The sequence below is a fragment of the Williamsia herbipolensis genome, from assembly GCF_000964005.1.
GTDB classification, from domain to species: Bacteria; Actinomycetota; Actinomycetes; order Mycobacteriales; family Mycobacteriaceae; genus Williamsia_A; species Williamsia_A herbipolensis.
This window is the reverse complement of sequence record NZ_JXYP01000038.1, coordinates 1-12,851: the sequence shown is the minus strand read 5'-3', so window position 1 is coordinate 12,851 and position 12,851 is coordinate 1. Positions and strand designations below refer to the sequence as shown.

The window sequence follows — 12,851 nt, the reverse complement described above, 5'->3', positions numbered from 1 at the left end:
ATGAGTGACGTGACGCTGATAACCGGGGCAAACAAGGGAATTGGTCGCGAGACGGCCAGGCGTCTGCGGCAGGCAGGTCACACCGTCATCATCGGTGCACGCCACCGAGAACTCGGTCAGGCTGCCGCCGCCGACCTGGGTGTGGAGTTCGTCCATCTCGACGTCACCGATCAGGGCTGTGTCGACGCCGCCGCGCGCCAGGTTCGCGCGGAACACGAGCGGCTGGAGGTGTTGATCAACAACGCCGGCGTCACCGGTGGGCGCAGCCCGCTCGAACACACGTCGGTTGACGACGCCCGTATCGTCCTCGACACCAATCTGTTCGGTGCCATGCGGGTGACCAACGCGTTCGTCCCGTTGCTGGAGATGTCGGACAACGCCCGGATCGTCAACGTCTCATCCGGAGTCGGATCGATACACGACACCGTCGAGCACGACTATTTCGATTGGCAGGTGATACCGCCTGTGTACGCCGTGTCGAAGACCGCGCTGAACATGCTCACACTGAAATACTCGCGCGCGTTGCCCGGCATTCGGGTCAATGCTGCTGACCCCGGCTATACGCGGACCGACCTCAACGCTGGCGACGGCGCCCACGACGTCACCGAGGGCACCGATGAGATCGTGCGCCTCGCGACCATTGCGGGCGATGGGCCGACCGGGACGGTCAGCAACAAGAATGGACGTCTTCGATGGTAGATGCGCTGATCGCGTTCAGCGATAGCCGTCGGGCGAGTTTGGAGCTTGATCCGGTTGCCGGATCTGGTGTCACGGCCGAGTCATCCTTCCCGCTGATCCGCCACACAACAGCGTTGCGCGACCCCGAAATCGGCTCGATGCTGGATTGCAGCGCGCACGCCGTCGCCGACGAGATCGGTGACCTGGTCAGCGTGATCGCCCGGACCGCGATGGGGTCCCGGCCACCAGCTACCGGGGGTTCGCTGCGCGTGAACCCGCCCGGCGTGGCGTCACGGTCGGCTGATCTGGTTCTGCGTCAGTCGGATCCGGTCACCCCGTAGGACTTCGCCATCACCGACTCGATGACGCGGCGCGGCAGGAGTCGACGTGCGGCGAACACCACCGGCGCCTTGCTGCCGACCGCGTAAAGCGGCTCCGGTCGCGTGGCGGTGACGGCCTTCAGGGTGGTCTCGGCGACGCGCTGCGCCGAGATGCCCCCTGCCTCCTTGGCGTCGAGTGCGGCCACGGTCGCGGTGAACGCCTTGCGGTAGGCGGAGTCGTCGGCGATATACTTGGTCCGGCGTTCCGAGAGTCCGGTGTTGATCGATCCCGGCTCGACGGTGGTGATCGCGACACCGAACGGCGCCACCTCGAGCCGGGCCGCGGTGGCGAAGCCTTTGATCGCCGCCTTGGTGGCCACATACGACGAGCGGTAGGCGAGCGGGGGAAGCTGGCGAGCATCGAACCCACGAACACGATCCGTCCTCGGCGCCGTGCACGCATCGCGGGCAGGAGTAACCGGGTGAGCTCGATGTGCCCGAGCACGTTGATCTGGAACAACCGCCGTAGGGCGTCGATGGGAATTTCTTCCAACGGCCCACATTGGCTTTCGCCCGCGTTGTTGATGAGTACGTCGACATCGCTGTCACCGAGTCCGGCCGCGAACGCTGAGATCGACTGGGTGGACGTGAGGTCGAGGTCGCGGTAGTCCACGCCGGGGATGGGATCGGAGATGGTTGCGCTGTCACGGCTGGTGCCGATGACCCGGTATCCGCGTTCCACGAGTAGCGCGGCAATCGCCCGACCGATTCCCGACGACGCGCCGGTGATGACTGCTGTGTGCATGCGACCTCGATATATGGGGCGACAGCGCGGTGTGTGCCATCGGCTCGCCGACGCCGACGGTCCGCCCTGGAGGATCATAGGATGCCACTGACTCGAAGTCAGTGAAGCGTCGAGGTTCATTGACTTCAAGTCAATCGACTGGCTAGTATGGGTCGACCGATCCAACGAGGGAGCGACACATGATTTTGGTGACCGGAGCCGGTGGTGGCATGGGACGCGCGTTGGTGCGTGACCTGCACGGCCGCGGCGTCGACGTTCGCGCGTTCGTCAAGAACGAGAATCAGGCGCGAACCGCTCGGGCAGACGGGGCGACCGAGACGGTGATCGGCGACATCCGATCGTCCGACGACCTCACCGCCGCGGTCGCGGGAGTGGAGCGAATCTTCCACGCGAATCCGACCAGCATCGTCCGCGAGGTGTCGATCGCTGAAGATATCGTCGCGGCGGCGCGTGCGAACAAGGTGGAGCACATCGCCTACCACTCGGGTCATCCACCCCGACATCGTCGAGATGTTCCACCATCAGGAGAAGGGGCGCGTCGAGGACGTCTTCCGTGACTCGGGGATCCCGTCGACATTCTTGCGGGCATCGCATTTCATGCAGAACTATCTGGACTTCTGGGAGTTCGTGCGCGGCAAGGTGCTGCCGTACCCGTCCTCGCCGGACTCGGTGATGGGGGTCGTCGACGCGGAGGACGTCAGCGAGGTCGGCGGGCGCATCATGACCGCACCCGTCGACGAGCACGCGGGGCAGACCTACGACCTGTCGACCCAGGAACTCACCCGCCATGAGATGGCGAAGATCTGGGGAGACGTTCTCGGACACAAGGTGTCGGCATTGCGCCTCCCGCCCGGCGTCGTGAAGAATCCGTGGCTCGGGGCGCGTGGGTTCGGTGTCGCTCTCGTCCGATCGTTGCGCGCGACGACCATTCACGCCCCGCTGCAGATCGCGCGCGGTCTGGCGCAGTCATCCAACGCGAAGGGTGTCCGGAGTTGGCCGCAGGAGTCCGTCGACTGTTACGTCACGATGATGAACTACTACGACAAGAACGGGTTGCCCGCCGGCGACATGGCGGTGCTGCCGTAGCTGCTGGGGCGACCGGCGACCACCTACCGCCAGTTCGCCGAACGCGAGGCCGCCCGCCGCGGTCACACGTCGCGCTGATCCCGAATGCGACCTGAGGTCGACTGATGGACGTGGTGCCGCGGCAAATCGTGGGCATGAGTGTCGCGGTGGCTCGCTTCTATCACCGGATGGAAGCCGACCACCGTGGCCCGATGCCGAGAGGTCCCGTTCTGTTCGTCGCCAACCACGGGTTCGGCGGTGTGTTCGATCTGAACGTGTTGGCGTTCGCGTCGGCGTACGAACAGACCGGCGACAAGCGCCGAGTCAGCATCCTGACGCATCAGATCGCCTGGGCGCTCGGTCTGGGACGCGTCGTCGAGAAGTTCGACGCGACGCCCGCGAACCACCACGCGGCTGTGGTGGCGTTGCGGGCGAGACGGCATGTCCTCGTGTTCCCCGGCGGCGACATCGACGGCTTCAAGTCATGGAGCGATCGCAACCGGGTCATGTTCGACGGCCGGACCGGGTTCGCCCGGCTCGCCACCGAAGCCGGGGTGCCGATCGTCCTCGTCACGGCGGGTGCTGGTGAGTCGTTGTTCGTCATCAGCGGCGGACGGCGACTCGCACGTCTCGCGGGACTCGACAAACTGCTGCGGTTGAAGTCCTTTCCCACGTCGATATCCCTCCCGTGGGGCCTCACCACCGGATTCGTCGGACTGTTGCCCTACCTCCCGCTCCCCACCAAGATCACCACCACGGTCCTGCCCGCGATGACCTCGCGCGACGGCGAATCCGCTGATGACTATGCGCACCGCGTCCATGAGGTGATGGAACGCGAACTGACCGCGATGACCGAGAACAGGACGCCGTTCGTCGGGTGAGGTGGCGGTAGGGTCAGTCGAAGATCATCGTCGCCGCGCAACCGAAGGAGAGTCCCGTTGTCCCGGTCGTCGTCGGCCAAGCCGAGCAAGCGGGCGGCGCAGAAGGCCGAGACGCGCAAGCGGCTCGTGGACGTGGCGATCGAGGTGTTCTCCGAGAGCGACTACGAGCAGGTGGCGGTGGCCGACATCGCCGCGCGGGCCGACGTGGCGCACGGGTTGCTCTTCCACTATTTCGGGAACAAGCGCGGCATCTACCTGGAGGCTGTACGCACCACCGCGGACCAACTCAACGCCGCGTTCGTCTTTCGGCCGGGTTCGACTCCCCGAGAACTCGTGCGGACGGCCCTGCGACAGCACCTCGAATACCTCCGCGAGCATCGTGGCCTGGCGCTACGACTCGTGCTGGGGGGTCGAGGTGCGGACCCGCAGGCGTGGGAGGTCTACGAGGCGGCGCGGTGGACGGCTCTCGCGGCCTTCGCCGCGGTGATGGGTCTGGACCGTGACAACCCCGCACTGCGGATGGTGGGTCGCGCCGCGGTCAGCGCGTTGGATGAGTCGACTGTCCAGTGGCTCGACAACACCGATGCGTTCGATGTCGACCACATGGTCCGGTGGATGGAATCGCTGATCGTCGCATGTATCCAGACGGCCCACGTACTCGACCCCGGCATCGACCTCGATGGCGCCGTCGCGCTGTTGGAGTGAGCAGGTGGGCCGCCGACGACCTATTCGACTATCTCGCTGAGCTTCTCGAGAGATTTGTCGAGCTGCTTGCCGAACGCCTTCTGGACGATCTTGCCGAGCGGGCCGAACAGGATCGAGGCGTTGAAGATCACGTGCAGGGTGGCCACGCACGCGGTGTCACCATCGGGCTCGACGGTGAAGTCCAGTTGCACGGTGGACGCGGTGCTCCCGGACCCTTCCAACTGGACGAAACGGGGTGCGTCGTAGTCGGTGGTCGTGAAGTCGATCGTGTCGACCACGCCTTTGATGGTGACGACCTCGGTCATCGTGGTGCCGACCGCGAGGTCGGTGGGCGGCTGTGTTCCCCACGAGGTGTGCAAGGTGTTCCACTCCGCGAACCGCGTCGGGTCGGAGATCACGGCCCACGCCTTCTCCTGGGAGGTCTGCAGTGTTCTCGCGGTGGTTATCTCGGGCATCGATGGCTCCTGTATCACTCGTGTCCGAGCTAGATGATGGCGGTGATGTGGTCGCGCTGACCCAGCAGCGCCTTGCCGTACGTCTCCATGGACACCTGCGGCAGCATCACCGCGTGTCGTGCAGCCACGTTCGAGTCCCGCCAGATGCGCTGCATCGCATTGACCTCGGCGAAACTTCCCGCCCCTGACGCATCGAGAAGGGTGTTGATGACGCTGTTGATCGACTTCAGAGCCACCGCGGAGTCGGTGCGCATCCGGGCACGGGCGGTGAAGTCGGGGTAGATGTTCGCCTCCGCGTACCGTCGCACGTCGTCTGCGGCCCGGAAGGCGTGAAGGTGCGCGGTGTCGATCTTCGTGGCGGCCTCGGCGATCAACAGCTGAAAGGCCACCGACTCCGCCTGGCACTCGATGTTGGTGTACGCCAACGACTTGGTGGCCGCCTTCGTCGTCGCGAGGTGGAGAGCGGCGCGGCCGAGGCCGAGCTGGGGGCCGACCAACACCATCACGAGCATGGCGCCGAAGGCGGAGCGATAGAACGCGGACTCCGGGTGATCGGCCATGTAGGTGCCCGAGATGACCGGGAGCATCGAGATCAGGCGGTGCTCGGGGACGAACACGTCCTCGGCCACGATCGTGTTGCTCCCCGACGCGCGCATCCCGGCCACGTACCAGGTGTCGTCGACGCCGGCGTCGGCTCGCGGCAGGAGGACCATCGCCTGGTCTTCCTCGTCGACGTCCTCGTCGAGAACCCAGACCCCGCCGCCCATCCACTCCGCGTGCAGGCTCGCCGATGCGTAGGGCCATTTCCCGGTGACGCGGTAACCGCCGTCGACCTTGCGTGCGGTGCCGCCCGGGGTGACGACACCGCACATCACCACGTCCGGACCATCGGCGTAGATCTCGTCGACGGTCTGCGTGGGATACAGGCATGTCGACCACGACTGGATGTTCGACAGCGTTGTCACCCACGATGGCCCGCCGTCTGCCTCGGCGATCAGGGCGGACAGTTCGAGCATCGACTCGAGACCCGCCTCGAGCCCGCCGTGCCGTCGCGGAGCGGCGAGTCGGAACGCCCCGGCCTCTCGAAGTGCCTCGATGACAACGGGATCGACGCGACGCTCCTTCTCGTTCTCGGCCGAGTGTTCCTTGATGAGGGGCAGCAATTCCGTCACCCGGGCCAGGACGTCGTCGGCCGTGGTGATGGGTGGGGCCTGCGTTGAGGTCATGGGGGTCTCCTGTCGAGGTTGTGGATGGATCTTCTGCTCAGGGTGATGTGTGGGCTATCCGGCGAGCCGCCGATACCGGGATCGATGGAAGACCAGCGGCGCGGATTCGGGTGCGGTGTCGAACGTCTCGATGCGCAGGATCACGATCGAGTGGTCACCGGCCGGGATCTCGTCGCAGACCGAGCAGATGAAGGTGGCGGCCGCGTCGGTCAGGAGGATCGCGCCCTGGTCAGTTCGCCGGGTGTCGACACCGCGGAGACGCTCGGCCGAGGTGCCGGCGAACTGTGCGCAGACCTGTTCGTGAGTGTCGCCGAGGACGCTCACCCCGACGTGGGTCGCCGTCCGCAGACCGGACCACGTGCGAGATCCGTTCTGGACACACAGGGAGAGCAGTGGCGGGTCGAGAGAGACCGAGGTGAGCGAACTGACGAGCATGCCGGTGGCCTGCGGTTCGACGTCCGCGCATATCGCCGCCACCCCGCTGGGAAAGCATCCGAATGCGCGTCGCAGAGCCGAACTGGTTGATTCGGTGGCGGTGGCGTCCATCGCTCGACACTAAGATTTGATTGACTTGATGTCAACGAGTGGGACCCGGGGCGTCGGTCAGTGGTGGCCAGCTCGCCGAGCTGGTCTCCACCGGTATGTGGATACCCACCGCGCCAGACGTCACCGCGATGACGAAACCCGTCACACGTCAGAGCTGCTTGGCGAACCGATGCCTCAACGCCTCGATCTGTCGGCGGACGTCGTAGAGCTCCCGCCGACGTCGCTCCACCTCGCGTTGCCCGGATTTCCGTTGCTCGATCGACTGGATCTGTCCGACCAACACCTCCGCGGCCTGTTCGAGTTCAGCCATGAAGTACTGGGCCTGCAAGACATCGGCATCCACGGTCGACATCTAACGAACGCTAATCGGACACGGCCGGGTTTGTCATTCGAACGCCCGACAGATGACCTGGAGCGGCAGCCGGCCGGCGAAGGCACAGCTTCGTTCGGTGCGTCACCAGGCGTGACTCCCGCTCGCGTGCAGGTGGTGCATCTGGTCGACGAACCACGGGCTGAACGCCCACGGCGTCGCCTGCACCGAAGTCCAGATGTCCTGGATGGGAGCCCATCTGGACTCGACGACTTCGAGAGGATTGTTGTCCAGCGAGCCGACCGAGTGAGCGGTGAACACCGGGCACAGTTCGTTCTCCACGACACCACTCGCGTCGACGGCGCGATATCGGAAATCGGGCAACACCGGCGTCAGCCGGATGACGTCGACGCCGAGTTCATGACGGCTGTAGCGGTGGACCGCGTCGACCGTGGACTCGCCGGGTCGAGGGTGGCCACAGAAGGAGTTGGTCCACACTCCGGGCCAGGTGCGTTTGCTCAGTGCTCGACGGGTCATCAACATCTGGCCGTGGTCATCGAGGAGGTGGCAGGAGAAGGCGCGGTGCAGCGGAGTCGACGCCCCGTGGACCGTGCTTCTCGGTGCCACACCGCAGGGCGACCCGTCGTCGTTCACCAACTCGACCATGTCCACGTCCGACATCGGCGTCCTCCACCACTGATCCTCACGTTTGCATCCCCGAGGATACTGAACAATTTGTTCACCAGGGAGGACGGCCCCCGTCGGCTCGTAGAGAGACGGCCGAGGGCGCGCGCGTCAGGGGTTGGTGCGACCGGCGCTGATCAGTGCCTGTTCGCGGGCGAGCAGGAAAAAGGGTATCGCTGAGGCGATCCCGACTGCGAAAGTCATCACGATCGATGCCGCCCACCACCGCATGATCTTCAGCTCACGTGCCTCGGACAGCGCCCAGATGTGGAAAGCCACGACCACATGGGCCAGGTCCACCATCGCGAAGCGGCCCGGGGTCGTCTTCAGGATGTCGCCGACGAAGAAGTCGGGAATCGACCGCACACCGTTCCGACGAACATAGGGCAGCGCGATGGCGTTCTGACTGATGAGAGCGGCCAGGAAGACCGCGATGAGCGGTCGCCGACGATCGGTGGACGGGATTGACATGTGGTTCCTTTCGGTGGGGCCGAGGTGTGAGCGAGCAGAGTGACCGTGGTGGGCCCCGGGCACTGGTGGTTGCATCGATGTGTCGCCGTGGGACCGATCAGTCGAGCGACGGCACGGCGGATCGCAATAGCGGGATGAGTTCCTGCTCGACATCGGTGAGCGGTGTCATCGACTGCTGGGCGACCGCCATGAGGACCGCACCCTCGACCGCGGCCACGATCATCGTCGCCAGTGTGGTGGCTCGCGACTCGGCCACCTGTCGCCGCGTCAGGGCGTCGGCGAGAACGGCGCGCCACGTGTCGAAGATCGTTGCTGCCGCATCGGCCGCGGCCGGCGCCACCGACCGTGCCATCGCAGCCGCGGTGACCGGGCATCCCGCTTCGAAATCGCTGCCGCCGAGCATGGTTCGCCACTGTTCGACGAAGTCCGACACGGCGCTCACGGGGTCGTCCTCGGCGCACGATGCCTCGACTTGCGCGGTGATCCAGGCCCCTGCGGCCTCGGTCGCAGCGGCGACCAGTTCGGGCTTGCCGCCGGGAAAGTTGAGATAGACCGATCGCCGGGACACATCGCTGTGCTCGAGGATGTCCGACAATCCCGACGCCGACACCCCGCGCCGCTGCATGAGGTCGATGGTGCCGTAGACGAGCTTGTCTCGCGCTGACATGTCACCTCTCCGCTTTCGGTCGTGGTCGCCACCCTTGCGCCTGGCCGTTGAATGATACCGATCGTTGTACTACGGTCTGCCTATACCGATCAGTCTAGTCGCCTTCGCTGGCGAACGAAGGGACTCACCATGGGGGATCTACGCGTGAACGCACAGTGGGATGCAGTGGTGGTGGGTTCGGGGCTCGGTGGACTGTCCGCCGCGGCCTACCTTGCGGCGGCCGGGCAGAAGGTTCTCCTCCTCGAGCGCTACACCACCCTGGGTGGCTCGTCGCACGTGTTCCGCCGAAAGGGGAAGTGGGAGTTCGATTGTGGTGTCCACTACCTCGGTCACTGCGGACCGGACGGCATCGTCACCACGATGATGCGGGGTCTGGGACTCGATGACCGCATCGAGTGGTTGCCGATGGACCCCGACGGCTTCGACCGCATCGTCGCCCCCGATTTCGAACTCGCGACGCCCGTCGGCTGGGACCGGTACCTCGAGAACCTGATCGACGCGTTCCCGGAAGAGCGCCGGGCTATCCGTCGCTTCCACGCGATCATGCAGCGCATCGGTGAGTCCGGTTCCCGCGCCGATCTGGGATCGGCCGCGGGACTCGCCCGCTGGTCGCTGCGCGCCGGGTGGGCCGCACCGTTCATGGTGATGCCCTACGCGGCGACGTTGGCCGCCTGCCGGCTGTCGCCCCGCGCCGTGCTGGCGCTGTCGGTGCAGTGTGGGGCGTTGGCCAGCACCCCGGCGATCCTCCCCACGGCAGCCATGGCGACGTTCTTCCAGGACTACGTCGGCACCGGCTCGTACTACCCCAAGGGGGGTGGTCAGATGCTCGCGGCCGGGTTCGCGGAGGTGATCACCGCGCACGGCGGATCCATCCGCACGAATGCCGACGTCATCTCGATCACCATCGAGGGTGGGTGTGTGAACGGCGTGCTCCTGGCCGATGGTGAGGTGCTGTCGGCTCCCGTCGTCGTGTCCGATGCCGACGTCATCAAGACCTACACCGACTTCGTCGGTCTCCAACACCTTCCGCGGCTGTTCCGCGAGCGGGTCAGCCGCTGGAAGATGTCGCAGCCGTTGATCAACGGTTTCTTCGGCGTCGACCATGACGTGTCCGACAAACCCAACAGCAACTACTTCGCCATCCCGTCCTGGGACGATGCCACCTCGCTGCGATCGCTGGCACAGTTCGGCGCCGGCGTGGGTTCCGGCAGAGGTTTCTCCGACGGTGCCGAGTGGGCGCGCGCGATGTCGACGCGTCAGCCGATGTTCGTGCAGTCGTCGTCGCGACGTGACCCGGGGAACAGCCGCGCCGTGCCGCCCGGTCACTCGACCATCGAGGTCCAGACCATCACCCCGAGCAAGGCCCGTCTGTGGGGGATCGACGGTCGCGGTATCGCCGACGGTGACTACAGCGACGACCCGCGCTACGCCGAGATCAAGAAGATCGTCATCGACGGCATGTATGAGCGCATGGAGCAGGTCTTTCCCGGCGCGTCCTCGAAAGTCGTCGTCGCCGAACTCGCTACGCCTGCAACGCAGACGCGCTTCGTCAACAACACCCGTGGCGCGCCGTTCGGATTGCAGACCCGCGTCACCCAGATCGGTCCGTTGCGCCCGAAGGACGTGACACCGATCCCGGGGCTGTTCACCGTCGGGACGAGTACTGCATGGGGGCCGGGCACCGTGGGGGCGATGTACAGCGGCGTCCATGCCGCGGGATCCATCGTCGGGCGCGATCTCATCGCCGAGATCGAGTCCGGAGCCGTCATCGCCGACACCGCATCGATCCCGGCGTGGGCTGAGGACTTCGACCCGTTGTCCACGACCCGTGGTCTCACGGTGCGTCGCCAGAGCAGCGACGCGTGAAAACGCCGGTCGATCCTGCCGCACGCGGTCGCGCGACGGCGATCCCGGGACCTGGTGCACGCGAATCGCTCACGTGGCTCAAGTATCTCGGTAGCGACATCCTGCGGACCATGGATTCGCTCGCCGAGAAGTACGGCAACGTCTCCCGCATCAGGATCGGCTGGCAGAGTGTCGTGTTCGTCCGCGGCAGCGATGCGGTCAGACACGTCCTGGTGGCCAACCAGGACAACTACCCGAAATCGAACCAGTTCGATCTCTTCCGACCGATTCTCGGGAACGGTCTGGTCACCAGTCGCGGCGACACGTGGCGCAGGTCGCGGCGAATGGTGAATCCGGTGTTCGCCAAACGGAATCTCGGCGTCTACGCCGACCACATGGCCGCCGCGGCCGCCGACACCGTCGACACCTGGGATGGGGCGCCGAACGCCCGGGAGATCGATCTCGACGGCGAGATGCTGCGCATCGGACTCGACACCGTCTTTCGCGCACTGGTCAGCCACGATGTCGCCGACACCGGAGACGACGTGGGAAGTCTGATCGGCGAGGCACTCCACGAGATCGGCCAGATGAGCCGAAGCCCTGCCGCGATGCTGCTCCAGGACGTGAAGCGGGTCGGTATCGTCCGTGCGGCGCGGATCTTCACACCCACACACTGGCGGCGTTACGCCGGCCTGGCCGGGCGCACCGATGCGGTGATGGAGTCACTGGTCGACGATCGCCTCGCCCACGGGCACGGCGACCGCAATGATCTGCTGGCCCTGCTCATCGACAGCCCCGACCCCACCAACGGTGAAAAGCTAACGCGCACAAAGGTTGTCGATGAGATCAAGACCTTCATCGCGGCCGGCCACGAGACCACCGCACACGGGTTGGCGTGGATGTTCTACCTGCTCGGTCACCACCCGACGGCGCGTGAGCGACTCGAGGACGAGGTCGACGCCGTGCTCGGCGACCGACGGCTGCCGACCGCCGCCGACGCCGAGCAGATGCCATGGCTGAATGCATGTTTCCTCGAGGCCATGCGCCTGTATCCGCCGGTCTGGCACATCCCGAGATTGGCCGCCGCAGACGACGTGATCAACGGTCATCAGGTGCCGGCAGGGTCGCGGATCATGGTGAGTGGGTGGAGCACTCACCGGGATCCGTCGGTGTACGAGCGTCCGACCTCGTTCGAGCCGGAGAGGTGGCTCGACGGGGCGGCGGCGGACCGCCCGAAGTTCTCCTATCTGCCCTTCGGTGGCGGTCGGCGTGCGTGCGTCGGGCAGGGGTTCGCGATGCTCAACGCCGCGATTCTCGGGGCCGTCGTCGCGCGCCGGTACCGCTTCGAGTCCGATCCGTCCGTCCGCATCCACCTCGAATCGACGATCACGCTGCGACCGGTCGGGGGATTCCCGCCACCGCGCACCGCCGCTGACACCTCGTGGGTGCCGCTATGAGTTTGCGGCGAGCTCACCCATCCGTCCGGCACCGCGCCGGCGGCGAGTGCTTCTGCGGCCGAAAAGCTCGTGGGCATCGAGCGCGGAGGCTCGTCACAGCCGGTTCTCGTCGAGTTGGCCCGGTGGGGAGTGCCGTACATGGCCGCGGGCAAGGCCGGCGATAGCAGCCGTGGCCGGTGGCTGGGCTTCGCGGTGCTGTCGCTGTACCCCGACGTGGTGCATTTCGACGGCGCCGTCGCTCCGTTGCGACTGAGGATCGACTCCGAGGGAGACCACATTCTCGTGGAGGCGGCGCGAGATGGCCTCACCGCCGTTCTGTGTCCGAAGGATGAGGTCGCGGACGTCACGGTGTCCGGGGAGTCCGATGACGTGTTCGGATTTCTCGCGGGTCAGCAGATAGGACAATCGCAGGTGGCGGTCGTCGGTGACGATGACGCCCGCCGAAGGTTGGAACAGCTGACCAGCCATGCCCATACCCACGGAATCGACCTCGCACAGTTCTAGCCCGGATTGTTCACGAGAGTTGAGGTCGTTCGGCGTGTGAAATGACGGAAGTGCCTGTCCAGCAGGGATAATGGTGATTGCTGAAGTCAACATTTTTCCGAACTGGGAGGCACTCCGTAGGTGAAGAGTACATCGTGGTCATCGGGCTTGTCGGTCACATCTGGTGGGCGTGGCGTGATTGGGCATGCGGGAACCGTGCTGATCCGATCGATCGCTGATCGAATGGGCCTGA

The 12,851-nt window shown here is 65.7% G+C and carries 14 protein-coding genes and 2 pseudogenes; 8 read left to right on the top strand and 8 right to left on the bottom strand.

Annotation, left to right across the window (positions count from 1 at the left end):
• Together TU34_RS19595 and TU34_RS23700 are read left to right on the top strand one after the other, a co-directional pair.
• A complete protein-coding gene (locus TU34_RS19595; RefSeq protein WP_045824724.1) occupies positions 1-699 on the top strand; it encodes an SDR family NAD(P)-dependent oxidoreductase in 699 nt (232 codons plus the stop codon).
• The gene (locus TU34_RS23700; protein ID WP_150116620.1) at positions 693-1,019 is read left to right on the top strand and encodes a hypothetical protein; all 327 of its coding nucleotides are present in this window, start codon (positions 693-695) and stop codon (positions 1,017-1,019) included. The genes TU34_RS19595 and TU34_RS23700 overlap by 7 nt, the downstream gene beginning before the upstream one ends.
• Here TU34_RS23700 and TU34_RS19585 read toward each other — a convergent pair.
• Positions 995-1,803 (bottom strand): annotated as a pseudogene (locus TU34_RS19585) (SDR family oxidoreductase). The gene TU34_RS23700 and the pseudogene TU34_RS19585 sit on opposite strands and share 25 nt — an antisense overlap.
• Before the next feature lie 179 nt (positions 1,804-1,982).
• Between TU34_RS19585 and TU34_RS24700 the strand changes: the two are divergent.
• The 3 genes and pseudogenes from TU34_RS24700 to TU34_RS19570 all read left to right on the top strand — a co-directional run bounded on the left by TU34_RS24700 (position 1,983) and on the right by TU34_RS19570 (position 4,454).
• Positions 1,983-2,889 (top strand): annotated as a pseudogene (locus TU34_RS24700) (SDR family oxidoreductase).
• A 191-nt stretch (positions 2,890-3,080) separates the two neighbouring features.
• Positions 3,081-3,749, top strand: coding sequence for a 1-acyl-sn-glycerol-3-phosphate acyltransferase (locus tag TU34_RS19575; RefSeq protein WP_238981399.1), 669 nt, complete (start codon positions 3,081-3,083; stop codon positions 3,747-3,749).
• A gap of 57 nt (positions 3,750-3,806) precedes the next feature.
• Complete coding sequence (locus TU34_RS19570; RefSeq protein ID WP_045824603.1) at positions 3,807-4,454, top strand: TetR/AcrR family transcriptional regulator; 648 nt, start codon at positions 3,807-3,809, stop codon at positions 4,452-4,454.
• Between the two features lie 20 nt (positions 4,455-4,474).
• Here the strand turns inward: TU34_RS19570 and TU34_RS19565 are convergent, their stop codons facing one another.
• The 7 genes from TU34_RS19565 to TU34_RS19535 form a co-directional block, all read right to left on the bottom strand.
• Positions 4,475-4,909 carry a type II toxin-antitoxin system Rv0910 family toxin gene (locus TU34_RS19565; protein ID WP_045824602.1) on the bottom strand — a complete coding sequence of 145 codons (435 nt, stop codon included), beginning with the start codon at positions 4,907-4,909 and terminating at the stop codon, positions 4,475-4,477.
• A gap of 29 nt (positions 4,910-4,938) precedes the next feature.
• Positions 4,939-6,135 carry an acyl-CoA dehydrogenase family protein gene (locus TU34_RS19560; protein WP_045824601.1) on the bottom strand — a complete coding sequence of 399 codons (1,197 nt, stop codon included), beginning with the start codon at positions 6,133-6,135 and terminating at the stop codon, positions 4,939-4,941.
• 54 nt (positions 6,136-6,189) lie between these two features.
• Complete coding sequence (locus tag TU34_RS19555; RefSeq protein ID WP_045824600.1) at positions 6,190-6,681, bottom strand: flavin reductase family protein; 492 nt, start codon at positions 6,679-6,681, stop codon at positions 6,190-6,192.
• Positions 6,682-6,829: 148 nt separating this feature from the next.
• On the bottom strand, positions 6,830-7,033 hold the full coding sequence (locus TU34_RS19550; protein WP_045824599.1) for a hypothetical protein: 204 nt from the start codon (positions 7,031-7,033) through the stop codon (positions 6,830-6,832).
• A gap of 102 nt (positions 7,034-7,135) precedes the next feature.
• Positions 7,136-7,672, bottom strand: coding sequence for an isopentenyl-diphosphate Delta-isomerase (gene idi / locus TU34_RS19545; RefSeq protein WP_045824598.1), 537 nt, complete (start codon positions 7,670-7,672; stop codon positions 7,136-7,138).
• Positions 7,673-7,786: 114 nt separating this feature from the next.
• Complete coding sequence (locus TU34_RS19540; RefSeq protein WP_045824597.1) at positions 7,787-8,146, bottom strand: DUF2834 domain-containing protein; 360 nt, start codon at positions 8,144-8,146, stop codon at positions 7,787-7,789.
• Between the two features lie 97 nt (positions 8,147-8,243).
• A complete protein-coding gene (locus TU34_RS19535) occupies positions 8,244-8,813 on the bottom strand; it encodes a TetR/AcrR family transcriptional regulator (RefSeq protein ID WP_045824596.1) in 570 nt (189 codons plus the stop codon).
• 129 nt (positions 8,814-8,942) lie between these two features.
• Here TU34_RS19535 and TU34_RS19530 point away from each other — a divergent pair, with 129 nt between their 5' ends.
• The 3 genes from TU34_RS19530 to TU34_RS19520 all read left to right on the top strand — a co-directional run bounded on the left by TU34_RS19530 (position 8,943) and on the right by TU34_RS19520 (position 12,619).
• A complete protein-coding gene (locus TU34_RS19530; RefSeq protein WP_045824595.1) occupies positions 8,943-10,679 on the top strand; it encodes a phytoene desaturase family protein in 1,737 nt (578 codons plus the stop codon).
• A complete protein-coding gene (locus tag TU34_RS19525) occupies positions 10,676-12,115 on the top strand; it encodes a cytochrome P450 (protein WP_045824594.1) in 1,440 nt (479 codons plus the stop codon). Before TU34_RS19530 ends, TU34_RS19525 begins: the two co-directional genes overlap by 4 nt.
• Positions 12,116-12,253: 138 nt before the next feature.
• Positions 12,254-12,619, top strand: coding sequence for a hypothetical protein (locus TU34_RS19520; protein ID WP_150116619.1), 366 nt, complete (start codon positions 12,254-12,256; stop codon positions 12,617-12,619).
• Positions 12,620-12,851: the final 232 nt, after the last annotated feature.